This is a genomic window from Leifsonia sp. McL0607 (genome assembly GCF_049993355.1).
GTDB lineage: Bacteria > Actinomycetota > Actinomycetes > Actinomycetales > Microbacteriaceae > Leifsonia.
This window is the reverse complement of sequence record NZ_CP188253.1, coordinates 3,866,055-3,892,563: the sequence shown is the minus strand read 5'-3', so window position 1 is coordinate 3,892,563 and position 26,509 is coordinate 3,866,055. Positions and strand designations below refer to the sequence as shown.

Sequence of the window (26,509 nt, the reverse complement as noted above, 5' to 3'; positions counted from 1 at the left end):
CGGTTGGACAGGTGACTCCGTTCGTGATCAGCGTGGATGAGTCAGTGCTGAATGATTTGCGCGATCGGCTCGAGAATACGAGATGGCCGAAGAGTGCCGCTAACACGACGTGGTCAACTGGCCCTGACCTGACGTACCTACGAGAAGTCGTTCGTTACTGGGCGACGGACTATGACTGGCGTGCCGAAGAGGCACGCCTCAACCAGTACTCACATTTTATCGCCGAAATGGGAATGACTCAGCTGCACTTCGTGCATCACCGGTCCGAGCGCCCGAACGCCACCCCCCCTACTCCTCCTCCACGGCTGGCCGAGCACCTTCGCCGAGTACCTTCCCGTGCTGGATGCACTCACCAACCCGGACTCCACCAGCGACGCTTTCGACGTTGTCGTCATGTCACTCCCGGGATACGGCTTCTCGACCCGACCATCGCAGCCTGTGACGTATGCCACCGTCGCCAAATGGGCCCACCAACTGATGGCGATACTCGGATACGACAGGTTCGGGGTAGGCGGCGACGATTTTGGGGCGGGAGTGGCGACCTTCATGGCCCTTCAGCACCCCGACCGAATCGTCGGGTTGCACCTGACCCACCTCGAGTTCCGGCCACCGCTCGGTCCCGGCACCCCTCCGCTCACCCCTGAGGAACAAAGTCACCAAGACGCTATCCAGGCTTGGGTTGCTTCCGACCATGGCTTCGCCGCGATACAGCGCTCCCGGCCCGGAGCCCTGTCCGTGGCGATGGCCGACTCTCCTTCCGGCATGGCTGCATGGATCTTGGACAAATGGCACGGTTGGGCTGATCACCGTGGCAGTCTGGACTCCCTGCCGGGCCGCGATTTCCTCGTCACGACGCTCACCCTTTTCTGGGTGACGCAGACATTCGAGACATCCATCCTCGACTACCTTGACAACGCGGCGCCTGAGGCGAAGCCCGGGGATCACGACCTCGTTGACTCCCCCACGGCGGTGGTCCTCTTTCGCCAATACGGCAATATCCGTTTGCCATCGATGCCGCGTTCGTGGGCGGCCCGCCGATATAACGTGAAGTCCTGGGAAGTCAAGGACGAAGGGGGACACTTCGCACCGATCGAGATACCACATGTCGTAGCTGAGAGTATTCGCCAGTTTTTCGGCGAGCTCTAGGCCACGCGGGTTGGAGCCAGAACCGTCACCCGCGAAGCGACGCCAACGCCAGATCACCGTTCCGTAGCCCATGTCCCACTGGACGGCGCGGAGGTCCCTACGCGTCAGATTCCGCCCTGTGGTCGGTATCTGACGAACGCGACTCGGGCGCATTCCATGGTGCCGAGGGAATGCAACTCCCCGCGAGTTAAACACTGATAATATATCTTATGTCAGCTATAAGACGACATCTTCGCATCTGATGCGAATACGCTGGTGGCAACGACTCCCCTTTAATCAGACCAAGGTGTTCGCAATTCCGCCCGCGATCAAGAACTTTCGGGAAGCATGAACCGTCCCCGGTTTGATGCCGTCTCCTTTCGAGTCTGGAAGGAAGATAGTGATCATGCCGAAGAGGATTCCGGAGGAGACCAAGCTGCGCGCGACGCGGCTGGTGCTTGATCATTTGGATGAGTATCCGAACCTGACGACGGCGTGCGAGACGGTCGCTGGCCGACGCGGGTTCGGAGCTGAGTCGTTGCGCCGGTGGGTGCGTCAAGCGCAGGTCGATTCCGGGCAGCGCGATGGGGTCACCTCGAGTGAGGCGGACGAGATCAAACGGTTGCGTCGGGAGAACCGTGAACTGCGTGAGGCGAACGCGATCCTGAAGGATGCAGCGGTTTTCTTCGCCGGGGAACTCGACCCCCGACGCCGTTGATTCTCGCGTTCATCGACGAGCAACGGGCCAAAGGCCGCGCGGTCGGGTCGATCTGCACCGTTCTGCGATCGCAGGGCGTGCGGGTCGCCGCACGGACATATCGGGCGTGGAAACACGCCTTGCCATCGGTTCGCGACCAGGCAGACGCGGTCGTCATCGACGCCCTGCTGGCGACGGTGGGAACACCGGAGAGCATGTATGGTCGGCGGAAGATGACCGCGCTGCTGCGCCGCCGCGGCCTGACCGTGTCCGCCCGCCGCATCGACCGGCTGATGCGGGAACTGGGCATGAACGGGCGCGTCCGCGGTCGCGGAGTGCGCACCACGATCCCGGATAAAAGCGCGACCCGGGCCCCGGACCTGCTGGATCGGGACTTCACCGCCGCCAGCACCGAACCTGGCCTGGGTGGCCGACTTCACCTATGTGCGAACGTGGGCCGGGTTCTGTTACGTATCCTTCGTGATCGATTGCTACTCACGCGCGATCGTCGGCTGGCACGCGGCCACGACCAAGACCACCCCGCTGGTGACCACCGCACTGCGGATGGGGCTATGGCGGCGCGATTGGGCCGGGCATCCAGCCGGAGCTGGGCTGATCCATCACAGCGACGCGGGCTCGCAATTTACCTCCGTGCGCTTCGCGGAGACCCTCGCGTTGGAGGGCATCGCCGCCTCGATCGGCTCGATCGGCGACGCGTATGACAACGCGCTGGCCGAGTCCACGATCGGACTATTCAAGAACGAAGCGATCCGCGAGGACAGCCCGTTCCGAAACGGCCCGCTCCGAACCGCCATCGACGTCGAATGGGTCACCGCCGAGTGGGTCGACTGGTACAACGCCAGACGCCTGCACAGCACCCTCGGCGACGTACCGCCGGAAGAGTTCGAGGCCAGCTACTACGCTGACCTCAACACGCCATCCCAACCGGCGATGGCACCCGCATAGGAGCGGCAAAGAACCGGGGACGGTTCAGCATGCAGCCAGGTCGTCACGGTGGGGTGTTTGTGGGTGCTGTAGTTGTCGCAGATCACGTGCACGTCCAGATCGTTCGGCACGTTCTGGTCGATCTTCTGCAGGAATTGCTTGAACTCGACCGCCCGGTGCCTGCGATGGGTGGAGGCGATCACCGTGCCGTCCTGCACGTTCATCGCGGCGAACAGGCTGGTCACCCCGTGTCGGAAGTAGTCGTGCGTGCGTTTCTCTGGCATGCCCGGCATCATGGGAAACGCCGGCTGCGACCGGGATAGTGCCTGCACCTGTGACTTCTCGTCCACGCTGAGCACCACGGCCGACTCGGGAGGATCGAGGTAGAGCCCGACGATGTCATAGACCTTGTCCACGAACAGCGGGTCGTTGGACAGTTTGAACCCGTCACTGCGGTGTGGCTTGAGGCCGAACGTCTTCCAGATCCGCCCGATCGTCGAGGCAGACAGCCCGGTGCGCTCGGCCATCTTCGATCGCGACCAGTGCGTCGCGTTCGCAGGTGTCGCCTCCAGCGTCGCGACTACGACGTCCTCGACCTGTTCCGCGGTGACCGTCGCCGGCCGTCCCGGCCGCGGATCCTCCGTCAGCCCATCCAGGCGGGCATCCAGAAACCGCGCCCGCCACTTCGTCACCGTGTTCGCCGAGCATCCCACCCGCTCCGCCACGGTCTTGTTGTCCAGTCCCTCACCACAGGCAAGGATGATCCGGCATCGCAGCGCCAGAGCCTGCGACGACTTCCGCCGCCGCGCCCACCGGGCCAACTGTTCACGCTCCTCACCCGTAAGGACCAGCACAGCTTTCGGGCGTCCCGTTCTCGGCATACCCCCGTCCTACAACTTAACCAACAAATTAACGGCGGAGGACACTTCCAATCGTCCACCAGAATCGCAGTGGAGTTGGCCTCTCTCAAATGCAGGGCGCACCTGAGATTGATATCCGGCCGCGCCACAGCGAGTCCGAGTACACCCGTAGGTGATAACCCTCTTATCCAGCCCGCGATGGCCTATTCCCATTGCGTGCATAAATGCGGCAAATGCTGAAGACCGCGGTCGGTAGTGCGACCGCGGTCTTCGGAGCAGGCTAAATCGGTGCGTCCTCTATTCGCCCCATACGTAGGCACGGGGGTCTACTGTGTTGTAGTGCAAACTGCCATCGACTTCGAAGGCGCTACCTGGGGCCACGAGCACACGTTGTCCAAAGAAGTGCGCCGACGTAGAAAACTCGTGACGAGTTCCTGTCGGGTACACATAGAATTTTTGCCCGGCATTCAGCGGCGGTGAAGTGACCGCCACCGATACGGACTTTGATTGCGTCCAGGTGTAGCTGATATGGGCGGTGATCCAGTCGTAGTTGATGCCCGCTCCCACCGTGACCGAGCTCGACACGGTGTCTGTGGATGTGATCGTGCAGGTACCGCCATTTGATCCAGCTGAGCAGTAGCGGAGCGGCGCTTCATACCGCACCTGCTCCGGAATTGACCTGAGGCCGGATAGGTCACGCCCCCAATTCGTGCTCTTTGTGGCTACGCAGCTCGGGTCACTGCCTGACTTGTCGAAAACGAACTTGACTTCGGCAACGCCAGACAGTACCGCATAGCCGGAGGAACTGTAGAGCGGTTTGAGTTGAATCGGAACGTTCGCAATCGTGCCGCTGATACCGAGGTTGTGCCACGCCCCGTCCTGAATCATCGCGTCAGCCGACCACACCGACTTTTGGACCTCGGGCCCCACACCGCCCCGCTCTACCCAGAAGAAAAGATTGACGTTGGCCTTGTTTCCGCCGGCCTGACCGTTCGACCGTGTGATGCGGTAGCTATCGACTGTCGTTGTCCAATCGCCTCCCTCGCCTGACGGCGTGAACGTGGTCGTCAGATCAGCCTCCCCCTTGAAATCCCCGTTCGTGCAGGACTGAGTCAGTTTCACGATCGTTGCTGCCGGCGTCGCCGCCTGCGCCGGTGCCGATCCAGCCGGAACCATCATGAGCCCGGCAACTACCACCATCGCCGAGGCGACGCCGCCCTTGATCTTCGAATATCTACCATTCTTCATTTTTCTCATAATGCTTTTATAAACCCATGCATTGCCGTCACCCTCATCCGAAAGGCTGAGATTTACGCTGCGGGAGCTGCGCCGACTTTCGGACTGTGCATCGCAGGGTAGTGAGTCCCGATCCTCCGCCACTCCTCGTGCCACCCGGGTCCGATCCATCGCGAATCTGCCACACACGCCGCACGACGTACCCGCCGCCGACCTGTCGAGTGCATGCCCGTCTTGCCGCAGGGTATGCGTCGACGGAACATCACCCCGGCACTGACCACCCGGTGCATAGGGAGAGGCGTCCGCCCATTCACGAACCTCAAGGAGAAAAACATGCCCCGCATCCGCCTCACCGCCGCCCTCACCCTGCTCGCCCTGCTGACAGCCGTCCTTCTCGTCGGACTCATCCACCCGGACCTGCAGCAATTCACGCTGCAGGCCACCCGGCTGCTGCTGGCCTGCCTGGTCCAGCTGCTGCGCCCGTGAGGCGGTCAGTGTCGACGAGGATCCGGAGCCGCCGTCGCGCTGAAGCTGCGCTGCGCGCACCTTGTCCGCATCGGCCCCGGGCGGGGATTGGGACATCCATCCCCTGGCCGAGCAGTCCACGACCGTGCTGGATGACTGGCGGCTCGCACTGTGGTCAAGCGCTGGTTACTGTATCGGCCGGGTTTCGCGGAGGTGGAACCAGCCGGCGACTTTGCTGAGATGAGAGTCGTCGCCGGCGATCGGCGCCGCGTCGTGGATGCGGAGTCCCAGTGGGCATCTCGTCCTGATATGGCAGCCAGAGCGCACGGCACCAGGCGCCGCCGTGCTTACTGCCGAAGTGGACGCCGCGCGGTGTGCTGCCAACGTCGAGCTCGGCGTCGCGCATGATCTCGGCGATCATGGTCGTCACGTACCGGTTTTCGCTGGTGAGGACGGACACGTTCAAGGCTGGGATGCCCTGGTTCGCAAGGAACCGGGACACCGTGACTATGACAGCGTTAAACGGCGCCGTTGTGGGCGGACTCCAGCGCGGAAATCGACGCCGGATGCGCGACGTCGACCAGCCACCCGCCGCCCTCGATCATGACCTGGTACATGCGCCGGCTCGCTCGCCAGCTGGCCGGGATCGCGCCGACACCGCGGTAGTCGTCCTCGCCCCACTCCTCGGCTATCGCCTCGAGCAGCTGATCGACCGTGAGGTCGAGCACTGCAGCTATCGGAGCCAGCGGGTCGTCATCCCCAGCCCGGCGCTTGTACTGGGAAAGGACCTCGGCGTAGGCGCACTCGGCGGTTTCGGCGAGGTAGTAGGTGCGGCCGAGAGTGTCGAAGCGGCCCCACTCCTGCCGATGCACATCCGGCGTCCGCCACGGCGAGGACGGCTGTGCGTACCGTGCCTTCGCAACATGGGAGCCGACCGCCTGGTCAACGGGGACCAGGCGCAGCCCGGTCGCCGTGCAAGTACGCGGTTCGGGTACCGTCATTCGTCGACGTCGCCGTCGATGAACGCCTGCGCCGCCCGCCGGACCTCGGCGTGCCGGTCCTCGCGGATCGCCATGATCGGTGTGCTCTCGCCCAGGAGCGGGTTCCCGCCGATGAACCAACGGCGCGCGACATCCCGGCCTTCCTCTTCCTGCAGCGCCGTCCAGACCTGGTGCGCGAACTGCAAACGGTTCCATGCGGCCGGCCTCGGCTCAGCCCCCTCCGGACGTGCCCAGTCGTTCGGCTGCTGCCGGCTCTTCGCACCCGCCAACGCCGCCACGAGCGTCGCCCCAAGCGCATCGTTGAGCTGCCGCACGATCTCGTGCGGGTCGATCCTGTTCGTACTCCGGTGCAGACCCGCCGGCGTCAGTGTTGCCATGCCACCATGATACGCGAAGTTGACATCAACCCGTCAAAAAGCATCTTAAAAAATGGCCCGAAAGTTACGCTGATAATGTTCGATATGTCAGCTCAGGCTCTCTAGAGCACTTGATCTCCGCTGTGATAGGTTGTCTCCATGACAAGCGACACTCCGATCTATGAGCACATCCGTGCCGAGCTGCGCCGGCTTCTGGCGTCCGGTGCCTATAAGGTCGGGGACCAGCTGCCGACGACGCGCGAGTTGAGCGAGCAGTTCGGCACGAACGGCGTCCAGACGGTCCGCTCCGCATATGAAGCGCTCATCGATGAGGGCCTGGTCGTCGCGCGACAAGGCAAGGGCTACTTCGTCGCGGCGCTCCCGCTGCGCCGACTCGGCCTGCTCGGCCTCGCCGAGCGAGCGCGGGAGGCTCGCGAGGACGCTGAGCGCGCGGCCGGCCAGGCCCGCATCCTGGAGGTTGAGCTCGCGGCCGCCCTCTCGGATCATGAGCGTGTCGCCGTCGACGCGCTTACCGCCGCAGCCCGAGAAACCATCTCGAAAGCTGGCGGTAAGGAGCGCCGGCGCGACTTCGGCGAGATCGCCCTACAGGTTCTCGCCGGCGTCGCAGCGAACCTCGGCGGCGTCGAGCAGCTCCTCGCCGGGCGACCGGGATCCTGGGAGGCCGGCATTATCCGCAACGCCGTGAACGCGATCGCTCCCGACGACCTCCTCCCCCGCTACCGAACCGAACCGATCCGGATCACCCTCCCGATCTACGAGATCCTCTCCGATCGCACCGACGCGCAGCGACTGTATGACCAAGCGCAGCAGATCGTTCAGAAACGGATACAAGAGGCCGAAGACACCCTTCCGCAGGTAGACTCCGATCAGTTTGTCTGGGTCTACGACATCCACCCAGACCGCGACCCCACACCCCGCTCCCCCGGGACGCCGGAATGGTCCTGGGAGGCCTGGCGAGAGAGCCAGCTCCGCTATGAGGCACACACCGAGTGGATCCCCTACTTCGAGGCCGAGATCCGCGAGGGTGACCGATCCAAGTTGAAAGCCGTATACATCCCAAAGAGTCCTGAACTCGGTGACGAGTTCGACCGCTTGGAGGAGGAACGCGCCAACCAGATCGGCGCTCTCGACGTCGAGGAAGCGCTCGAGGAGCAGCGCATCCGCGAGTGGACCGCCTACGGCGCCGCCCTCAAGGCGAGGATCGAGCACGACGCCGCCCTGGTTCACGGTCTTGACGCGCCGCTCGAGATCGACGCGACCACCCTCGTCGACAAGGTGGGCGACGTCGGCCTCTACAACATCGACGGCTTCGTCCGCGACCTCATCGAAACCGCGATCGCCGCAACCCATTCCCCCGACCAGCTGCCCAGCACACCTCTGGAGCGCCTCGAGCTGAACGCGAAGCAGGGATGAACGCAGCTGAAAGGGGCTGGCAAGGTGGAGCAGTGCTAACACCAGAGACGGCCGGGCAAGACCACGGGTTCGATCTTCTTCGGCATGACGCACTCCTTCAACTCGAAAGGAAGCGGCATCGAATACGGGACGGTTCATGCTGCCGGCACAGGGCTACTACCATAACGTTCTGCCTATGACGCCCGGTGCCCACCAAGCCCTACAGTCTTTCGACCCTGACGGCGAGGATGTGATTCTGTCGCTCGCAGTGTCTTGGGCAGGCGCGGTTCGCGAGCAGCTCCACAACGTCAAGGAGCGAGTCAGGAACTTCCACAACGTCGACAATATGTACGAACGCATGGATGGTGACGTCACTATGGATGACCTCGCGGCCTCATGGCAGGCGGCGTGCACGGCTGAAGCCATGCTCGTGATCAGTGCCGACAATCTCGAGCGCTGGATCAAGAGGCTGTACACCGCACGCGGCCGTCAGCCGCGTGCGCCCCATCCACAGCTCCGTGCTCTGCGCAACGCCATCGAGCACATGGACGAGTCCGAGTTTGACGACGATGAGTGGGTCGCCCGCTCCGGCAAGTCCCAGAAGCTGGGCTTGGGCGCGTTGCCCGAGTCGCGCCTACTCATCTCGGTGGGAAGCAACGACAAAGTATTCGATCTCATTAGTCACGACGAGTTGCAGGGCATCGTCAACGCCCTGCTCGACGAACTCGAACGAGAGCAGACCGACTATGCGAAAGATCGGATCGCCTTCGACCACGAGGACCGCTAGGTGTAGTTCCCCGTGAGGTTGTGAACGCGGGCTGAGGGGACGAGGCCGCCGATTCCGGTGTGGGGTCTGTGGTGATTGTAGTGATGGAGCCAGGTGTCGTAGGTTGCGGCTCTGGCTTCGTCGCTGAGGTAGGCGTGCGCGTAGGCCCACTCGGTGGCCAGGGTGCGGTTGAATCGTTCGACTTTCCCGTTGGTCTGCGGCCGGTAGGGGCGCGTGCGCCGGTGCTTGACTCTCGTGCCGAGAGCGTCGGCGAACAGTTTCGACCGGTAGCACGCACCGTTGTCGGTCATGACCGCGGTGACGGTGATCCCAGCGGCGGTGAAGAACGCGTTGGCGCGCAGCCAGAATCCGGCGGCGGTCTCTTTGCGCTCATCGTTCAGGATCTCCGAGTAGGCCAGCCTGGAGTGGTCATCGATAGCGTGATGCAGGAACGCATAGCCGCGGCCGCGGTGCCGGGACGGTGCTGCTGCCCGCCCCAGGACTCGGTGGCCACCACCATCGGGGATGCGGCCGAGCTTCTTGATATCGACATGGACCAGTTGGCCGGGGCGAGCGTGCTCATAACGGACAGCCCTCGGTTTGCGGATAGGGAGCCCGGTCGCTTGATCGAGGTGGTGCAGTAGCGGCATCCGATACCGGGCCAGCACCCTGCCCACGGTGGAACGGGGAACACCGAGGTGGTAGCTGATCCGATGCGGACCCCACCGCCACCTGAACCGCAACGCCACGATCCGGCGCTCCAACCGGGCCGGACACCGATTCGGGGACGAGTGCGGGCGGGAGGGTCGGTCGGTCATCGGCAAGCCTGCGCGTGCCCGATCGACCCACCGTTTCGCCGTCGCGGGCGAGCACTGGAACCGTTCCGCCACCCGCCGCAATGACCACCCGTGCTCCAGAACCAGCTCGACCAGCCGTCGACGCCCTTCCGGCGTCAACGGTGCATTAGCGTGAGTCACGAAGACCTCCGTTGGCTAGATGTGAGTGTGGTAACCCACATCCTCCACGGAGGTCTTCGCTCACCTCAACCGTTCACAACGTGTCGGGGAACTACAGCTAGGTGTACTGCCCCGGGAGGATGGTTGCGTTGTGACGACTCGTTTCCCTGAGAACGCCGCCCGGTGAGACGCGCGACATATCGACGTCAAGTGTCGGCTTCACGTTTCCCTCTTGGACGTGCTCAGCTATCGTACGGAACACGCGATAGCGCGACACAACATGGCAAGATTCCGCAAGAATTCGCGCAGTCGCCTCGGGCTTGGACGTGTTATCGGGTCCGTTGAAGACCTCACGAGCGTACTCACTTGGGACCCATCGGCCACCCAGCTGGTCGCTGCCATCGAGTGCGCTCAGGTAGGAGTGCTCCCACCGCTCGCGGATGCGCACCTCCGAAAGCTCGTAGGGAACCTCGACGTCGATCACGTGGACGTCATAGCCGGCCTCGTTTAGACGCTGGCCAAGTGCAAGGGCGGCGGCTTCGTTGCTAAGCACAGCGTCGATGACAATGTTGTCTCCGGCGTCGATCGCGTCCGCACATAGGTTCTTTGCGAGGTAGGACGATTCCTCGTGAACGAGCGACGCCAGCTCAAGTGGGTAGAACCTCTCGCCCTGCGCTTCGCGCTCACGAATATTGGCGGGCACCAGCCACTGTTCGTAGCTCCCGTCGACCAGCGCCTCGAGCAGGAGCAGACGCTTGAACTCGTCCGCGTCGATCACGAGGTACTTCCCTCGATGACCTCCGAGCACGTCGTTCAGGACAGTGCTCTTGCCTGCGCCGGGAGGTCCGGCAAGAACAATCGCACAGCGCTGCTGCTCGACGTCGCGTGCCTCCTTTCGCGCCTCGGCCAAGAGTCGCGTGTGCAGGCGTCGACGCGACGGCGCAGCCTCACCATCGATCCACCAGGCGGGATTGTTCGTCGTCGCTGTGGCCGCGTTGGGCGCGAGCGCCTGGCCAGGCTTGGACAGCTCGCGCACCGTTTCCATGTGGCGAGCTACCGCATCAGAAACCACGCTCTAGTCGCCGTGCCGATCGTGCGCGCGCACGGCTAACGTAGAACGACTGACCTTTACCGCCTTGTCGGCGTGCGCGCCGCCGACGCCGTAGAACTTTCCGCTACGACTATTTCGCTGCTTGCCGGCGATACCACCGGGCAGACTCTTCACGTCGATGTGGAGGCCGCCCTTGGTCTTAACAACGATTCGACCGTTCGCCTCAGTAACCTCTCCCCCGCCGATCGCCGCGGCTATTTCTCGAGCGGCTTGCCTCGCGAGATCCTTGGCCGACGTCTTGTGAGCCGTCGGCTCCCGGTCGATGGCTGACCCGGAAATGCCATGCCGACGGTTGAACACCTCCTCGTAGACATCGTCCTCGATAAGCCCACGTCGAGCCGCATCGTCAACTTCCGACCAGGTGCCAGGAGGATCAACGATCAACGAGTCATACCCATCCGTCTGCCCGCCCTTCACGTAGGGGAACCGCGCGAGCTCGTCAACGAGCTGGGTTCGTGTGATGAGTCCACCCGCGTAACGCTGGCAAATCTCGTAGGGTGTCGCGCCCGAGAAACCGTCCAGAGGCATCGTCACCTTCGCGGCCGTCCGGAGTGCGCTGAGCACAGAAGGTTGCGCAATCCCAAGCCACTTGGAGATCTCCCGCTGGCTGTATCCCCGCTGCTCGAGCCGGCGCAGCTCACGGCGGTAGTCCAGCTCGTCCATCTCCTTCCGACGTCGGGCTCGCACCGCTGCACGAGCCTCAACCGGGACCTCAGCGATCGTCAAATCGAACACCTCCTATAGGCCATTCTATCAAAGGAGTGATAGGTGATGCTATCAGCCAGTGCGCGATGCACACTAGAGGCCCCTACCCCGAGCACCCGGTCGATGCTCTCTCAGCTACGCTGCTCGTCGCGCTTGCACTCGGCGGTGGCAATTCACTCGGGCGTCATCACCCTTGGGCGGAGTCTGTAGTCGTCGACGACCTGAACCGGTTCGATGAGCAGCCAGAGCCCTGGCGGCCGCTCCCCGGTCGACGCGGACCGGGCTCCGGTCACCGCGGCGCATCGCCCGGCCGTGTCGACTCTGGATCGCCGGTGATCTGGTGACCTCGCTGCGCGCCGTGGCGGACCAGATCGCCGCGTCGGTGGCGATCGCCGGCGACCCGGATGCCGCGGCTGCGCAGATCGAGCTGCCGAGACCGCCGCGGCGCAGGAGGCCGCTGCGGCGCGTGCGGCAGCGTCGGCCGCGGACCTGCGCCGGCGGACCGCTGAAGCCGAGGCGCAGGCGGCCAACGCGGCCGCGGAAGAGTTCGAGGCGGCAGCGTCGGCCGCGGACGCCGCGCGTGCCGCGGCCGAGGACGAGCTCGCCCGGCTCCGGGCGGGCAATGCCGTGCTCGCGGGCGAGCACGCGGACCTGCAGGCCGCGCGGACGGCACTGGAGACCGAGCGCCGCGACCTTGCGGCGGCCCTCGACGTCGAGAAGCACGCGGCCGAGGCGGTGCGCTCCGAGCTGGCGTCCACGACGGCCAGGGGCGAGCAACTGCGAGAGGACCTCGCCGGCGCCCAGCGCGGCGTGGCGGACCTGCAGCGACAACTCGACCAGGCACACAAGGACCTCACCACCGCACGGCAGGAGGCACGCGACGCCGAACGCGCGGCCACCACAGCACGCGTGGAAGCCGCGACGCACCAGACAGCCGCCACAGCGGCCGAGCGGCGCGCAGACGAGCTCCAGGCGGCGCTCATGGCGGCTCAGGGCGAAGCACGCACCGCCCGCGAGGAAGCAAACGCCGCCCGCGCACGCGTCGACCAGCTCACCGACCAGATCACCAGCGCCCGCCGGCAGCCGGCCACGCGCAAACCCCAGCCGACCACGAAGGGCTCATGATGCCGACAACGAGCATCCACGAGTGCTGGCACGGATCCGCATGGTACGAGTGCCAATGTCGGCTCGGCGCAGATCACCGATGCTGGGACCGACCGGAGTACGCAAGCGCCGGCTGTTGGCAACCCGGCCCGCCAGCTACTCACCTCTGAGGCATTCGAGATCCCCGGTCTACGCGACCGGTCGCGCCACCGCGTACACGGACAGCGACCACATCGAGAACGCCAAGAAGCATCGCAGCGTCGGCCATGACCCGCTCGGCAAAGAAAAGACCCGCCCTCACGTGGAGAAGCGGGTTGGTTCCACCAGCATAGTGCATCGCGACCAGCGGGGGAATCCTTGATACTCGTTGGCAACATTGAGGGTTCGTCGATTTCACCTACGCTTCACCCGCACGACCGATGTGCTGCTGCAACCCCTTTCCTGCCCTTGAAGGATGCGCATTCTCGGCGTGGATCTCGCTCGCGGCCTGGCCCTCCTCGCGGTGTTCGTTGCGCACACGGCCCCGATCGGGCCGTCCTCGCCGATCCCCGAACGTCTGCTGATGGGTGCGGACAACGTCGCGGCGCCGCTGTTCACGCTTCTGTTCGGCGTCTCGGCCGGGCTGGCAGCGCGATCCGCCGAGCAGGCTGGGCAGAGCCGAGGGCAGTTCCGGCTCTTCTTCGAGCTCCGCGCCCTTGTCTTGATCGGGTTCGGGGTGCTCGCCGACCTCGGCCAGCACAGTGTCATCCCGATCCTGCATTACCTCGGAGCGGTCGGGCTGGTCCTGATTCCGGTGCTCTATCTGCGGGCGCGGTGGCTGCTAGTCATGTCGGTTGGAGCCGTCGTGGTGAGCGCGATCGCGATGCCGTGGGCGCAGGCCCTGCAGATGACCTTGCGGGTGCAGGCGGTCCAGGGCGGTGGGTCTGGCTGGGCGGAGAACACTGTGGCCAGCCTGGTCGGATTCGTGTTCTCGGACTTCGGCTATCGGGTGAGCGGCCTGCTCGCGTTCGCGCTGGCCGGCCTCGCCGTCGGACGGATCGCGCTTCAGAGTTGGGGGCGCCTGATGACCCTGTTCCTGGTCGGCGGCGCGCTCACGGCCGGCGCGCTCGGCGTCGGGCAGCTGACCGGGATCAGCACGGACGCGTACGCCGGCACCGCGCCCGAGCTGGTGAACGCGATCGGCCTGGCCGGCATGGTGCTCGCCGCCAGCTGCGCGCTCTCCGCGACCCCGCTGCGCCGCGTGCTCGCCCCCGTCTACGCCCTCGGCACCCTGACCCTGACCTTCTATGTCGCTCACATCGTCGTTCTCGGCGCATGGGCGTCGCTCACTGGGCTTTCCGACGACAAATGGTCGGTCCTGCTCGCGCTCAGCGTCGGCTCGCTCGCCGGCGCCTGGCTGATCCGCCGACGGTGGCGGCGAGGCCCGGCGGAATGGCTCGTCCACCAGGTCGCCCAGTTCCCCCTCGCCCGACGTCGCGGTACTCGCAGGGCCACGGCGACCGCGGGTCCAGAGCGCTTGCGCTGACCGCGGGCACCTGAGACGAGCCCGGGATCACCTGTGCTGGTGCACGACCTCGAAGCGCTCGAACAGGATCTCGGCATCGTCCGACCAGGCGATTCCGAGACGAGCGCACCCTCGTCGAACGCGGACACCGCATCCACCGGCAGGAACCGCCCGATCCGGAGCTCGATCGCGCGAACGATCAGCCGCGGCTGCCCGACGGAGTCGGTGACGGACCCACCGGTCGCCGATTCACGGCAGCTCCTCCCCCTCCGCTTGATACTCCGTGAGCAGGGGGTCGACGTCGCGCACTTGCGCCCGGCCGCCACGAGGGCGAGTACACCGTCGGCGAGCTCTGCGCCGTCACCGAACGGTCCGACGGCGGGCAACTGCTCTGGCAGCGCGGGATTGGTCGCCCGGTACGCTGCCCAGGCTTTGCAGACGGCGACGAGATCCGGTTCAGTCATCGGCTGCAGCCTTCCCATCGGTTATGGGCCCATCCTCGTTCTCGTGAAGCCATCCGCGGTGGTCTTTCGCGCCGCGACCCGATAACCCGCAGTCAGAGGTCGATGAAGCGCGGTAGCCGCTCTGCCGGGTCGGGCGGGTTTATCCCACGCGCACTTACCGGGCTGCGCCCGAGCCACGACATTCTCCGGGGCGGTCGAGAACGTCAGCACCGGACTCGATCTGCGGTCTGCGAGCTACTCGCGCAGGGTATCGCCTACTTGAAAGGACGACCCCGCTTCAGCTGCTGACGATAGGGCTCGAACGGCTCCCCATCGTTGTATTCTTGCGCCAATCGATCCAAGTAGAGGTCGATCGCGTCGCGCATGAATTCGCTAAACGATGCGGGTCCACCGAAGGGGCCGGTCCGCACGACAGCCATCTTCGCTCGTGCCTGCTGGGTTGGGTTCAAGGCGACGGTCACGTTCTTCACGCCTTCGTCGACAACGTCAGGCAGTTTAGCGTCGCTCGTCGTTCCCGTTCGGGGCGCAGTCTCGGTTAGCGATCCTTCTCGGTTCTGAAGCGGCGCTTCGTCCGATTGCGTGGACCCAGCAGTCGCGAGTGGCTTCTCCTGAGTGTCGGCACCAGGTTCTGTCGCGTCTGAGGAGACAACCGGTGGCGCCACGTCGGCGACAAGCGCGGTAGGACTTCCAGGCGGAACGATCGATTCGACACTCACTTCGAGCCTGGGACGAGGCTCCCCCGGCTTGCCGCGCGCAGGCTTGGTCATGCTGCTACCTCCGCTGCGAGCTCGGAAACTCGTGTGGTCAGAGCGTCCGCAAGCGCGTCATAGATTGCCACCGTCTCCCGGGCAGTGGCGTCGTTCCACGCTGTGAGTGAGACCGCAGCCGAGTCTGCCTCAGCGAATCGTGTGCGCTCTGGGATGTACGAGGGTGTCACGAATTCCACGGTCCCATTACGTTCGACGTTCCGCGCGAACTTCAGCAGTTCGTCCGGGAAGTATTCGCGGAGGTTGTCGTATTGGAAGTTCTGTTCCGCTTTTCGCTTGTCGTATCGGGTTGGGAGCACAGCGAGCAGCTTCAGGGACGGGTTCATCATGTCATCGGCGTGCTCAGCGATGAACTGGCGTACCTCGATTGCACCGGCGACGGCGTCGAAGTCGAGAGTGCTCGGCACGAGGACGTAGTCTGTGGCTGCCAGCGAGAGCTGAACCAGGTGTCCGAGGTCGGGCTTGTTGTCGAACAGGATCCAGTCGTACTTGTCCGTCCATCCACCATCGAGCGCCTTCTTCAGTCGTCTGAGAGCGCCGACCTGGCCTGCTTCGCCTTCGCGGTTGATGAGATCGAGGCGGGCGGCAAGCACGTCGATGTAGGAGGCCTCCTCGGTCGGGTTCCCGTTTTCATCGGTCCACCCACAGGACACGACAGCATCCTCCCCCACCCCGACTGCATCTGCCTTGATGACTTCGGAGATCGACGGCTTCCCAGCATCTGCTTCCCAGGCCGCACCGAGCCGTCGGCTAGCGTTCGCCTGGGGGTCGAGATCGACCGCCAGCACACGCTCCTTCTTCCGGGCGAAAGCTGAAGCGAGCGCGACAAGGACCTCAGACTTCCCCACGCCGCCTTTTCGCGTGCTGATTGCGATACGCGTCGTCATCTAGTTGACCATTCCTTTCAATTCTTCCAATAGTTGCCCTGAGCCTTGGCTCTGCGCGCCATTGATAAAGCCGAGTCTATTACAATATTTACAATAGTTCCAACTATTGCAACCCTTTCTATCCTTGTTATGGTTGCAACCATTGCAAGTCTTACAACGGTTTCTTGCCTTGTAACCATTGTTCTTGTTCAAATACTTGTTGCTATTGCAAGGAACTCAATAGTTCGAACTCTTATAAGCATTGTCTTCTGGAGCAAGGCCGTTACACTTCCAAGGCCCCGCGCAGCCAACCGGGGAGCGGAGAACGTGCGCACCCTCGGCTCGCTACGCGGCGGGCCGAGCAGACCCGCCAACCGCGAGGTGCGTTCGTCGTATCGGCGACGTGCGGCGTCGCGGTGCCGCGGGGGGAGTAGTCAGGCGCCTGGCTTGATCTCGGGTCGTGCTCGGATGAATCGAGCACTGTGGCGAATCGTCCCGTTCACGATCGCGGTGTCCGCAGATATCTCGATCGTCAGCGGGCTCGATCAGCGTGAGGTGAGTGTCGCGTCTCGGCAGGAATCGGTCGTAAGCCTTGGAGCTGAGCGTCGCCGGCCACGGGTGAGCAGCCTCGGCCGCTTGCAGGAGGGGCGTGATTGATCGGGCTTGCGCCACGTTCAACGGTGATGTGCGTCCGATGATCTTGAGCTCGCCGCTAACGTAGCGGCCGAGGATAAGCTTGTTAGCGCCGAAGTAGAACGGACCCTCTAGCGCCAAACTGGGGTGGACCCCCTGGCCCAGGCTAGGAGGGTGATTTCAGTGGATACGTGGGCAGAGATCCGGCGGTTGCATCGGTCGGAGAAGGTGCCGATCAAGCAGATCGCGAGGGATCTCGGGATCGGGCGGAACACAGTTCGTCGGGCGTTGCGGGGCGAGGACCCACCGGACAGGTCACGGGGCCCGCGGGGGTCGAAGATCGACGCGTTCGTGCCGCAGATCCGGGCGTTGCTGGCAGAGTATCCGAAGATGCCCGCGACGGTGATCGCGGAGCGCGTCGGCTGGACGTTCTCACCCTCACTATTCCGGGAACGGGTGTCCGAGTTGCGACCGGAGTATCAGGGCATCGACCCCGCGGACCGGCTCTCGTATCAAGCGGGCGAAGTGATCCAGTGCGATCTCTGGTTCCCCGAAACGCGGGTCCCCGTCGGCGACGGACAAGACCGGGTTCTGCCGGTGCTGGTGATGGTGTCCGGGTTCTCCCGCCGGATCGAGGCGATCATGCTCCCCTCCCGGCAGGGCGGAGACCTCACCGCGGGCATGTGGTCACTGCTGCAGAGATTCGGCGGAATCCCGCGCTCTCTGCTCTGGGACCGGGAGGCCGCGATCGGCGGGCTGGGCAAGCCCACGATCCTTGCCGCATCGTTCGCGGGAACGCTCGCGACCCGGCTCCGTCTTGCCCCGCCCCGGGACCCGGAAACCAAGGGCATCGTCGAACGCGCGAACCGGTTCTTGGAGACCTCGTTCCCGCCCGGACGGATCTTCCAAGGCCGGGACGACTTCAACGCCCAGTTGACGGACTGGCTGGAAACCCGCGCGAACCAACGCCAGGTCCGCGCGATCGCTGCCCGCCCCGTCGAGCTCGCCGCTATCGACCGGGCCGGGCTGCTGCCGCTACCGGCGAAGCCACCAGCTACGGGTCTCACGCATCGAATCAGGTTGGCGCGGGACTACTACGTCCGCCTCGACGGGAACGACTACTCCGTCGATCCCAGGTTCATCGGCCGGTTCGTCGACGTCCACGCCTCACTGGATGAGGTCGTGATCTCCTGCGCAGGACAGCCCGCGGGCCAGCATCCGCGGTCGTTGCGGACGGGACAGACGATCCCCGACCCCGAGCATGTCGCCACGGCGGCGAAGCTGCGCGCGCACTACCAACGCCCGAAACCCTCAGGCGTTCGCGAGCACCCGGACGGGCACCGGGTCCAGATCCGCGCCCTCTCTGACTACGACGCCCTCTTCGGCGTCGACTTCACAACCACCACCGAATACGAGAAGGAAGCACAATGAGCACTCGAACAGCCGTCGTCGACGCGCCGATCCCGAAGACCAGCGAGCAAGTCGCGTCCAAGCTCGCCTACCTCGCCCGAGCACTGAAGACCCCCACAATCGGGCGGGTTTGGGACGACCTCGCCGACCGGGCCAGGGCCGAGAACTGGGCGCACGAGGAATACCTCGCCGCGGTCCTGGAACGCCAACTCGCCGACCGCGAGTCCGCCGGCACGACCATGCGGATCCGCACCGCGCACTTCCCCGCGATCAAGACCTTGGAAGACTTCAACCTCGACCACCTCCCCAGCCTGCGCAGGGACCTCCTCGCGCACCTGGCGACATCGACGTTCGTGGCGAAAGCGGAGAACGTGATCCTGCTCGGTCCCCCCGGAATCGGGAAAACCCACCTCGCGATCGGGCACGGCGTCAAAGCCACCCACGCCGGCCACAGCGTCTTGTTCGACACAGCGAACAACTGGATCGCGAGGCTCGCGGACGCACACCGGAAGGGACAACTCGAAGCCGAGTTGAAGAAGATCCGCCGCTACAAACTCATCATCATCGACGAGATCGGCTACATCCCCTTCGACCAAGACGCCGCGAACCTGTTCTTCCAACTCGTCGCCTCCCGTTACGAGCAGGGCTCGATCATGGTCACATCGAACCTACCGTTCAGTCGTTGGGGCGAAACCTTCGGCGACGACGTCGTCGCAGCCGCGATGATCGACCGCCTCGTCCACCACTCCGAAGTCCTCACCCTGACCGGAGACTCCTACCGCACCCACGGCCGCCGCGACCTCATCACACAGACCGAGAAGAACTAAGCTCAACCAACAAGAAGGGGTTCATCCCAGTTCGGCACAAAGGGGTCCGTTCTGCTTCGGCGTCAACAAAGCTCGCCGGGCTGTGTGAGTGTGCCGGTGACGGCGCCGGCTACCACTTCGTAGGTGTCGCGGTGTTTGACCTTGATCCAGTCGCGTTTCCCGCCTCGATACGCCTGGGATCCGCCCTTGAGGACCAGGCCCTCGACACCGCGGGCGGGAAGGTCATCGAACCACTCACGGGCGACATCAACGTCGCGAGTAGCAGCGATGATACTTAACGGTGGCCGCCAGGCGGTCGAGGTCTGTTCGAGGATGCGGCGGCGTTCGTCGTAGGGGAGTGGGCGGAGGTCGTGGCCGCCGCTGGCGAGGATGTCGAAGGCGACGTAGGCGATCGGCTCCTGGTCGATGAGGTGTTGGAGGCGTTTCTTGCTGGATGCGTACCGGCGCTGAAGTGCGTCGAAGTCGAGGTGACCGTCCACACAGTGGACGAGTTCGCCGTCGAGCACGACACCGGCGGGCACTTGGTCGTGGACGGCGGCCGCGACGTCGGGGAAGGCGTCGGTCGGGTTCGTCTTCTGTCTCGACCAGAGCGCCGCATGGTCTTGGTCGACCACGGCGGCTGCTCGCCAGCCGTCGAGCTTTGGCTCGTAGCGGCTGCCGCCGGGCATCGCCGCGGGCTTTGGCAGCCGTTCGGCGGGTTTCGCGAGTGCAAGGTCGATATAAGCGCGTAGGGCCTCTGGTGGCCGTACAGCGGCCGGCGGCGGGTCGAGCCCGGAGAGCAGGTCACCGTCGGTGGCGAAGCGCTTGAGCACCGCGTCGTAGTCGAGCTGGGTGAGGCTGGGCGGTGTGAGCTCGTCCCAGGTGCGGGGAGCGGCGACGTACGGGGTCGGGGTGCCGCGGAGGGAGTAGGGGGAGATGGTGGTCTTCTTGGCGTTGTTCTGGGACCAGTCGACCAGGATGCGGCCGACTCGTTTGGCTTTGGGCATTGTGGAGATGACCTCGGCGGGGTGGTCGGCCTCGAGTGCGCGGGCGAGCTCGTGGGCGACGGCGGAGACCTGGTCGCAGGTCAGTGTCCCGTCGAGGGGGACGTAGACGTGGATGCCCTTGCTGCCGGAGGTGACCGGGAATGTCGTCAGGCCGATGTCGTCGAGGATTTCCTTGGCCCAGAGCGCGACCTGCGCGCACTCGGGCAGGCCCCCGCCGGGGCCGGGGTCGAAGTCCAGCACCATTCGGGTGGGCCTGCGGTCGGTGTCGAACCGCCACTGCGGCACGTGCAGTTCCAGTGCGGCTGACTGGGGCGAGCCAGACCAGGGTCGCTCGGTCGGCGACGACGGGGTAGCGTTTCTCGCCGCCGGAATGCAGCGCAGCCTGGCGGAGTACCCAGTCGGGGAAGCCTGCGCCGAGGTCCTTCTCGAAGAACGCCTCGAGTGGTGCCGTGGTGGTGCCGACACCGTCGGGCCAGCGCTTGCGGGTTACGGGCCGTTCGGCGAGGTGGGGGAGCAGAGCCGGCGCGATCGTGGCGTAGTAGCTGATGACGTCTGCCTTGGTGGTTCCGGTCACCGGGAAGAGGACCTTCTCCAGGTTGGTTAGGCGCAGACGGCGGCCGTCGACGTCGACGATCGGCGTGCTGGGCATGGATGCCTCCTGCAGCTGACGGTACGCCCGACCGTGCGCTGCGGCGAGTAAACCAGCCGCGCGCGCCTGTGACGCTGCCCTGCTGTGTCTCAGGCTATGCAGCATCGAAGTACACGCCCTGCTTCCTTCTCGCCGGCCGGAGGTGTCCCGCCTCGACACTGAATCGCGCTCGACGATGATCCCCGGGTTGTCGCGGGTCGTCACCGCGTCTCGGGTACATCGGCCAATCGAGCTCGCCGTCTTGCTCGACGGCGGTGCCCCATTCGAGTGGGCGGTCGGTGACATGTCGGCGTTTCGGCCGGCGTTTGGTGGGGGAGGTCATCTTGTCGTACTCGGCTCGCCACCACCGCCAGAGCATCCGGTCGTCCTCGTGCTGCTGGATCCGCGCCTTGAGGACACCGAGCACCCCCAACTTCTCAGCGGCCGACCCTCGCAGATCCCGTCGACCAGCTGACCAGCCTTCCTGTGTCGGTCGAACCAGCTTCACCCGCCGCAGCTTCGAGAGGAGCGCGGCCGCGCGCTCAAAGCTGATCTGGAACACCCGGGCCACAGCCTCTACGGTCCAGGCGGCACCCTCACGCATCAACGCCCAGATCTGGCCTGCCTGGTGGCCGAGACCAGCGTACGTGAACACGTCATGCTGCAACGCCGCCAGGAACGACTCGAACCGTTCCAACAGCGTCGCCCTCTGCGCATAGAGCACGCCTACTCGCTCTGAATCGGCCGGGGGGCGGGGAGTGATGTCTAAGGGTTGTGTCGCACCTAGATCTGATCCTGTGGAAAAGTCACCCAGCGGGGCCAACGACCAAGTCGCTGCATTCAGTCCCTCCGCCGCTTCGGTCCGCTCGACCAGGCCCTCCTGGCGGAGATCCTGGAGGGCGCGGGCAGCCGTGGAGTGGTCGATGTTGCACAGCTCGGCGAGCGTGCGGGTCGAGGCGGCCACGGCAGTCTTCCCGGTGCGGAGCATGAGGTAGGCGAGCCCGGTGAGCACGGTGCGGCGGGTGGGGCCCCCGTAACGGCCGCCCCACCGTCCCGGGTTGACCCGGAACCGCAGCGCCAGGTCCTCGGAGATCGCCACCTGCTGCTGCAGCGTCGCCAGGTCCTTTGGCTCGGAGCTCGGCGCCGACCGGCGCACCCGGACGTGCCGCTGCACCTTCTCCCACGCGTCCTCGAGCCGTGCGGCCGTCTCGGCGGCCGTACGTGGCCGCCGTTCACCTCGATCGCCAGCGCGGCGGGTGCGGAAGTGTTCGAAGCTCGGCGCGTCCGCCACGGCGGCGACGACCTCGTCGTAGCTGAAACCGTTGGACGCCAGCACCAGCAGCGCATGCCAGGCCGTGCGCGACGGGTCATCGCCGCCGCGGTGCACCTGCAGCTTCGCCTGCGCCTTCACCGAGAGCCGTCGGCGGCCGATGAACGCCACCGGACGGATCTCGCCGGCGATCACGGTCTCCTCCGGATCCTGTGCCGGAGCCCGCTCCAGGAGCGCGGCGAGCAGCGCGCGCAGGTCATCGGTCGTGGTCGACGGCATCACCAGCGAATCCAGCGTCCCCCGCAGCACCCGGGAAAACGACCCGTTGCGGTGCGGAGACAGCGGCGGGCGGGCACCACCACGGCGGGGGTTAGAGAGCATGCCGCGGTCCAACGCCGGCAGGACAGCCTTGGCCGCCTTGCCGATCGCGTCGACGAGGTCCGCCGGCGCGGGTTCCGCCATGCCGATCCAGACGTGGCGGCCGCCCTTGGACGACGACTCGCACACCACGTGCGCGATCGACAGCTGCCCCAGCAGAATCGAGAGCGCATCCGCGTGATCCTGCGCCTGCTCCACCCCGTCCGTGTGCCCGGGGACGACGTCGAAGTCGAACGGGAGCAACCAGAACCGATCCTCAAGATCCGCCAGATGCACCAGCCACGGCGTCATCGGCACAACCGGTCCGACACCGTGAGCGAGCGTGTACTCGTTCACCGGCTCCCCATACGCGTCGCGAGCCGCCTTGTGCACCTCCGGGCGTGGAGAGATCAACCGAGTGAGCTGCCAAGCGGCCTCCCAACGGGACGAGAACGACATCGATTCCTCAGGGGTCATACGGTTCACCTCCAACACGAAATGGGTGCACTAAACCCGCCGACAGTCACTCGGCGTTCGAAACGGTTCGTACCGAAGCACCCCACGGATGCATTCCGGCCTGTTCTGGGAGAGCGGGCGTCAGGCGCCGGCCACGATCTGAGCGCTACAGCATTCCGGCGGTCCTCCTCACGACGAGCTGGGCGCGCGCGGCGTCGACGACGTCGACGAGGCGTGCAGGACGGTCACCGCCGGCGGTCCGGCACGACGATGTGCACGACCGCAGCGCGGCAAGAGCGGGGGAAAGGAGCAGCGTGCGCTCGACGTCGACGAGACGATCAACGGAGCAGGAGACGGCCGACACGCCCACACGCGGAACACGCGCGCACGTGCAAGAACCCGAAATCTGGGCTACGATGCTGACATCTCCTCTCCGAGGGTACGGAAAAACCTCCGGGTTATCCGGCTTACTTTCGAGATGAAGCTCGAACCTCGCATCCGCCAAGATTCAGAGGGTTTGAGCTCCAGAATTTGGGAGCGGCCCGCCCAAGTGGCGGGCCCTTTCTGGTTAAGCGGCTTCTTTGGTGTGGACCTCCTTCAAGCCTTCCAGGCCTGGTGCGACCACAGGGAGCTTCCCGTCCTCGTCACGCAGCGCATCAAGGATTCGAGCTACGTAGAGCGACAGAGACAAACCGCCAGAGGCTTGAAGCGCCTTCTCGATATCGTCATTGAGCTGCATTTCCAGAAATACCTCACGACGCTTGCGCTTCTCGCCTACGCGACCGCGATTACGCTTGCGCGGAGTGCTGGCCACCTGTGTCATGCGACGAGTATTGCGAGTTAACTCCGTAGTTAACGCGAGGCGCGCGGGCGATTTGTGGGTCGCTGCGGGTTTGGGCACTCTTCCAGCGTAAACGATAATGGGCCGCAAATTGCCACTTGGGCAAGTAATCAAGCAATATGCTTCAGCCACGCTTGCGCTGTTGCATCGAAATGGGCCGGGTCCGAGTTCCACTCGAGCTGATGCGGTACCGGAGCGAACTCCTCAAGGGTGACTAGGCGGTTAGCCGAAGCAAAGTCACGTGTAGATGCGAATGGCACGTCGCGATCACCCGTTGAGTGGAGCACGAGGGCGGGAACCTTAAGCCGGTCATAGGTTGTCCAGTCCAGGGCGCCGAAGTCGATTGGTTCCGGTTCTCCGATCAAGCCAGAGAGCGGGCGCGTGCTGAGAGCCCAGGGGATCAGTCTGCCGATACTGCGGGGGAGGCCTGCACCGGCTGCGTTCTCCACAATCATGGAGCGGAAATCCACGACCGGGGAGACCAGGATCAAACCTGCAATTCTGTCCCTATGCGCTGACCGCTCCGTCAGGAGGAGCGAGATCGCGCCGCCCATCGACCATCCAAAGAGGACGATGCGCTTGGCACCATTGGTTATTGCATACGAAATGGCGGTGTCGACGTCGAGAGCTTCACGGCCACCGAGTGTCGCGGCGGTCGGGCCATCCTCCTGGTTCTCTGTGTCGCCGTAGTAGGAGGGGATGATCGAGCGCATGCCGAGGCTGCATGCGACGGGAACTGAGCGAAGCGCAGAAACTCGTGAGCTCCGGGCGCCGTGAACGTGAATAGCCCACGTAGACGACACATCGTTGGGCGGCTGGACTACCCATGCTGGGCGCGTGAGGCCGCCCGTGACGAGGAGTTCAGTGCGGTGCGTGAGACCAAGATCGTCTGGGCCCGAAAACGCGTGTCCGGTCCATCTGGCGGTGGTCTCCTCAATCGTCAGCGGTCCGCCGCTGACGATCCGTCGCTCGATATGGTCGTCGGTTGTCGAGACGAGCGGACCAACACGTCGGTGCTCGCCAGTACGGAGCCAGATCCCGTGGTCGCCCGTCTGTTCGGTCGCGGCGGTTCGAGGAAGCCGAACTAAGTCGGGAGTAACACCCCTTCGCACAGGGATACTCTTCGGGCGCCCCGGCATCACGACCTTGCGGCCTAGAGCCACAAGGCCCGCCCCGGCTCCGACACCCACGAGTACTGCCGTAGCCAGCGGGACAAGAACAGGCAATGCATTCATCAGGGATTCCTCAGAGATCAGATGGACATGCGCTCGCGCACAGCGGGTAACGGCTCCATCGTGGTGTTGTGTTCGAGTGCATGTTGGATGCGATGGACGACGCTCGTTTCAAGGCTGGTTGGCGCAAAACCATCGATCGATATCAGCTCGTGGATCTCGATGAGCCAATCGTAGGTTTGCCCGAGAGGATCCGGCTTCGAGAACTCAGCGGGGAATACACGCCACGTTCGACGGCCGCCTTGAAGGCGAGCGGCGACGACGGCAAGGAGGGCAGCACGGATCCTCCATGCGATGAGTGTTTGCTTCACCGAATATCGCAAGTACACCACTGTGAACCCGACCGCGATTAGAAGAATCCCGGGATAGAAGAGCGCGTTGAATCCAGCGTTGAAGGGCGACAGCGGCGACTGATGGAAGATCTTGAAATGCCTGACAGTGATGTCGAACGCGTAGCTGAGGCATGCCAGAGCGACGCCCGCATAACCGAGGATGAACAACGCGAAGATGCTTCGCAAGCGGCGGCGTACCGTGTAGGCGGAGGATGCGGCGATCGCGGCGATCGAAAGAATGTAAACGAGCTGGTAGAGCCACACTGCGGGCGAATACACGTGCTTCTCAATGAAGTGAGAGGATGTGGATCCCCGTTCGGGAATAGCCAGGAATATGCCGATCTGAACGCCAGCTAGTGCAAGAAGCGGCCACATCCGTGTAGGTGCAACATCCCGGTCGAGAATCTGGACCGCGCGACCGAAGAACCAGAACGACGCAGTCGTCGAGATGGCACCTGCTAGGTTCCACAGGTTCGAGCCTCCAAGCAGTGCGTCCAGTCCTTCGAGGGGTGCGACAATTCCGAGGCAAACTAGTCCGAGCAGACCGAATCCCGAGGCCAGCCACGCGGGCCGTGCTGCTGGGCGGCGAACGGCAGAGGGAGCGCGGAAGATGAACAACGCGGTGATGAGTACGAACGCGATGTGAATCACCCGAAGATCATCTCCTCTGGTCCAATGTGCTGCTGCAGCATGCGACGGACCAAGGCTGAGGCGAAGTGTTCTGCGGCCTGCTCGTCGGGAGTGTCAAGGAGTCCACGGGCACGCATCCTGCGGACGTCACTTCCAAGGCCCCAACGTTTCACGGCTTCGAAATCAAGCGCTTCAAGCACCGCGCAAGAATCATGGTCAAGTGCGACGTGCCCAAGTTCATGCGCGAAGGAATGCCACTGATAGTAGGGCGCGTCGCCGGCGCGGTAGGCGATGTATCCATGCGTGGGGTAATCGATCCAGAGCCCGCTGAGATCCGCAAGTTCGTCGTCGTCTGCGGCTGCAACGACGATCGGCTTTCGGTACCTTTCTTCGATCCTTGCGATCACAGTCGACCAAGTTGTGCCAGTTGCGATGCCCAGGTCATGAACCGCCGCTTCGGCAAGCCTCCGTGACTCCACGTTGGCCCGGGAAATTCGTACGCCCAGATGTCTAGAAACCATCAGTCTCCTGTGAACGACCCCATCCGTGGGGACGCATAGATGTTC

23 protein-coding genes and 3 pseudogenes are annotated in these 26,509 nt (G+C 64.5%); 10 read left to right on the top strand and 16 right to left on the bottom strand.

Going from position 1 to position 26,509, the window contains the following annotated elements; genetic code table 11:
* Positions 1 to 11: 11 nt before the first annotated feature.
* The 3 genes and pseudogenes from ACPPVW_RS18850 to ACPPVW_RS18840 form a co-directional block, all read left to right on the top strand.
* Positions 12 to 275, top strand: a pseudogene (locus ACPPVW_RS18850) (epoxide hydrolase N-terminal domain-containing protein); the annotation flags it as partial.
* The gene (locus tag ACPPVW_RS18845) at positions 256 to 1,146 is read left to right on the top strand and encodes an alpha/beta fold hydrolase (RefSeq protein ID WP_426626341.1); all 891 of its coding nucleotides are present in this window, start codon (positions 256 to 258) and stop codon (positions 1,144 to 1,146) included. The pseudogene ACPPVW_RS18850 and the gene ACPPVW_RS18845, both read left to right, overlap by 20 nt.
* A gap of 385 nt (positions 1,147 to 1,531) precedes the next feature.
* Positions 1,532 to 2,788: pseudogene (locus tag ACPPVW_RS18840) on the top strand (IS3 family transposase).
* Here ACPPVW_RS18840 and ACPPVW_RS18835 read toward each other — a convergent pair.
* Positions 2,740 to 3,588, bottom strand: coding sequence for an IS630 family transposase (locus ACPPVW_RS18835; protein WP_426624438.1), 849 nt, complete (start codon positions 3,586 to 3,588; stop codon positions 2,740 to 2,742). The pseudogene ACPPVW_RS18840 and the gene ACPPVW_RS18835 overlap by 49 nt on opposite strands.
* Before the next feature lie 336 nt (positions 3,589 to 3,924).
* Positions 3,925 to 4,884 carry a hypothetical protein gene (locus tag ACPPVW_RS18830; protein WP_426624437.1) on the bottom strand — a complete coding sequence of 320 codons (960 nt, stop codon included), beginning with the start codon at positions 4,882 to 4,884 and terminating at the stop codon, positions 3,925 to 3,927.
* A 312-nt stretch (positions 4,885 to 5,196) separates the two neighbouring features.
* On the opposite strand from ACPPVW_RS18830, the gene ACPPVW_RS18825 reads away from it, so the two are divergent.
* Complete coding sequence (locus ACPPVW_RS18825) at positions 5,197 to 5,349, top strand: hypothetical protein (protein ID WP_426624436.1); 153 nt, start codon at positions 5,197 to 5,199, stop codon at positions 5,347 to 5,349.
* 497 nt (positions 5,350 to 5,846) lie between these two features.
* On the opposite strand, the gene ACPPVW_RS18820 is transcribed toward ACPPVW_RS18825, so the two are convergent.
* Entirely contained in the window at positions 5,847 to 6,329 is a 483-nt protein-coding gene (locus ACPPVW_RS18820; protein WP_426624435.1) for a hypothetical protein, read from the bottom strand.
* Positions 6,326 to 6,706, bottom strand: coding sequence for a hypothetical protein (locus ACPPVW_RS18815; protein WP_426624434.1), 381 nt, complete (start codon positions 6,704 to 6,706; stop codon positions 6,326 to 6,328). The genes ACPPVW_RS18820 and ACPPVW_RS18815 overlap by 4 nt, the downstream gene beginning before the upstream one ends.
* A gap of 138 nt (positions 6,707 to 6,844) precedes the next feature.
* Here ACPPVW_RS18815 and ACPPVW_RS18810 point away from each other — a divergent pair, with 138 nt between their 5' ends.
* Positions 6,845 to 8,119: a GntR family transcriptional regulator gene (locus ACPPVW_RS18810; protein ID WP_426624433.1), complete on the top strand. Its 1,275-nt coding sequence runs from the start codon at positions 6,845 to 6,847 to the stop codon at positions 8,117 to 8,119.
* Positions 8,120 to 8,294: 175 nt separating this feature from the next.
* A complete protein-coding gene (locus tag ACPPVW_RS18805; RefSeq protein ID WP_426624432.1) occupies positions 8,295 to 8,885 on the top strand; it encodes a hypothetical protein in 591 nt (196 codons plus the stop codon).
* Here the strand turns inward: ACPPVW_RS18805 and ACPPVW_RS18800 are convergent.
* The 3 genes from ACPPVW_RS18800 to ACPPVW_RS18790 form a co-directional block, all read right to left on the bottom strand.
* Positions 8,882 to 9,841 (bottom strand): IS481 family transposase, encoded by a 960-nt coding sequence (locus ACPPVW_RS18800; RefSeq protein WP_426624431.1) that lies wholly within the window; start codon positions 9,839 to 9,841, stop codon positions 8,882 to 8,884. The two genes, ACPPVW_RS18805 and ACPPVW_RS18800, sit on opposite strands and share 4 nt — an antisense overlap.
* A gap of 97 nt (positions 9,842 to 9,938) precedes the next feature.
* Positions 9,939 to 10,892: a zeta toxin family protein gene (locus tag ACPPVW_RS18795; protein WP_426624430.1), complete on the bottom strand. Its 954-nt coding sequence runs from the start codon at positions 10,890 to 10,892 to the stop codon at positions 9,939 to 9,941.
* A 3-nt stretch (positions 10,893 to 10,895) separates the two neighbouring features.
* On the bottom strand, positions 10,896 to 11,657 hold the full coding sequence (locus ACPPVW_RS18790) for a hypothetical protein (protein ID WP_426624429.1): 762 nt from the start codon (positions 11,655 to 11,657) through the stop codon (positions 10,896 to 10,898).
* Positions 11,658 to 12,263: 606 nt separating this feature from the next.
* Here ACPPVW_RS18790 and ACPPVW_RS18785 point away from each other — a divergent pair.
* Both ACPPVW_RS18785 and ACPPVW_RS18780 read left to right on the top strand, forming a co-directional pair.
* Positions 12,264 to 12,761 (top strand): hypothetical protein, encoded by a 498-nt coding sequence (locus tag ACPPVW_RS18785; RefSeq protein WP_426624428.1) that lies wholly within the window; start codon positions 12,264 to 12,266, stop codon positions 12,759 to 12,761.
* 448 nt (positions 12,762 to 13,209) lie between these two features.
* Positions 13,210 to 14,265 (top strand): acyltransferase family protein, encoded by a 1,056-nt coding sequence (locus tag ACPPVW_RS18780; RefSeq protein WP_426624427.1) that lies wholly within the window; start codon positions 13,210 to 13,212, stop codon positions 14,263 to 14,265.
* 697 nt (positions 14,266 to 14,962) lie between these two features.
* Here ACPPVW_RS18780 and ACPPVW_RS18775 read toward each other — a convergent pair.
* Together ACPPVW_RS18775 and ACPPVW_RS18770 are read right to left on the bottom strand one after the other, a co-directional pair.
* Complete coding sequence (locus ACPPVW_RS18775) at positions 14,963 to 15,475, bottom strand: hypothetical protein (RefSeq protein ID WP_426624426.1); 513 nt, start codon at positions 15,473 to 15,475, stop codon at positions 14,963 to 14,965.
* Complete coding sequence (locus ACPPVW_RS18770; protein WP_426624425.1) at positions 15,472 to 16,362, bottom strand: ParA family protein; 891 nt, start codon at positions 16,360 to 16,362, stop codon at positions 15,472 to 15,474. The genes ACPPVW_RS18775 and ACPPVW_RS18770 overlap by 4 nt, the downstream gene beginning before the upstream one ends.
* A 786-nt stretch (positions 16,363 to 17,148) precedes the next feature.
* Here ACPPVW_RS18770 and istA point away from each other — a divergent pair.
* Positions 17,149 to 18,405: an IS21 family transposase gene (gene istA, locus ACPPVW_RS18765; RefSeq protein WP_426624424.1), complete on the top strand. Its 1,257-nt coding sequence runs from the start codon at positions 17,149 to 17,151 to the stop codon at positions 18,403 to 18,405.
* The gene (gene istB / locus ACPPVW_RS18760; RefSeq protein WP_426623902.1) at positions 18,402 to 19,211 is read left to right on the top strand and encodes an IS21-like element helper ATPase IstB; all 810 of its coding nucleotides are present in this window, start codon (positions 18,402 to 18,404) and stop codon (positions 19,209 to 19,211) included. Before istA ends, istB begins: the two co-directional genes overlap by 4 nt.
* 62 nt (positions 19,212 to 19,273) lie before the next feature.
* On the opposite strand, the gene ACPPVW_RS18755 is transcribed toward istB, so the two are convergent.
* The 7 genes and pseudogenes from ACPPVW_RS18755 to ACPPVW_RS18725 form a co-directional block, all read right to left on the bottom strand.
* Entirely contained in the window at positions 19,274 to 20,482 is a 1,209-nt protein-coding gene (locus tag ACPPVW_RS18755) for a DNA primase small subunit domain-containing protein (protein WP_426624423.1), read from the bottom strand.
* Positions 20,483 to 20,567: 85 nt separating this feature from the next.
* Positions 20,568 to 20,846 (bottom strand): annotated as a pseudogene (locus ACPPVW_RS18750) (ATP-dependent DNA ligase); the annotation flags it as partial.
* A 94-nt stretch (positions 20,847 to 20,940) separates the two neighbouring features.
* Positions 20,941 to 22,929: a helix-turn-helix domain-containing protein gene (locus ACPPVW_RS18745; RefSeq protein WP_426624422.1), complete on the bottom strand. Its 1,989-nt coding sequence runs from the start codon at positions 22,927 to 22,929 to the stop codon at positions 20,941 to 20,943.
* A gap of 547 nt (positions 22,930 to 23,476) precedes the next feature.
* Entirely contained in the window at positions 23,477 to 23,731 is a 255-nt protein-coding gene (locus ACPPVW_RS18740; RefSeq protein ID WP_426624421.1) for a hypothetical protein, read from the bottom strand.
* A gap of 128 nt (positions 23,732 to 23,859) precedes the next feature.
* Entirely contained in the window at positions 23,860 to 24,888 is a 1,029-nt protein-coding gene (locus ACPPVW_RS18735) for an alpha/beta hydrolase family protein (RefSeq protein ID WP_426626340.1), read from the bottom strand.
* Positions 24,889 to 25,001: 113 nt separating this feature from the next.
* Positions 25,002 to 25,964, bottom strand: coding sequence for a hypothetical protein (locus tag ACPPVW_RS18730; RefSeq protein ID WP_426624420.1), 963 nt, complete (start codon positions 25,962 to 25,964; stop codon positions 25,002 to 25,004).
* On the bottom strand, positions 25,961 to 26,464 hold the full coding sequence (locus ACPPVW_RS18725; protein WP_426624419.1) for a hypothetical protein: 504 nt from the start codon (positions 26,462 to 26,464) through the stop codon (positions 25,961 to 25,963). The genes ACPPVW_RS18730 and ACPPVW_RS18725 overlap by 4 nt, the downstream gene beginning before the upstream one ends.
* Positions 26,465 to 26,509 lie beyond the last annotated feature (45 nt).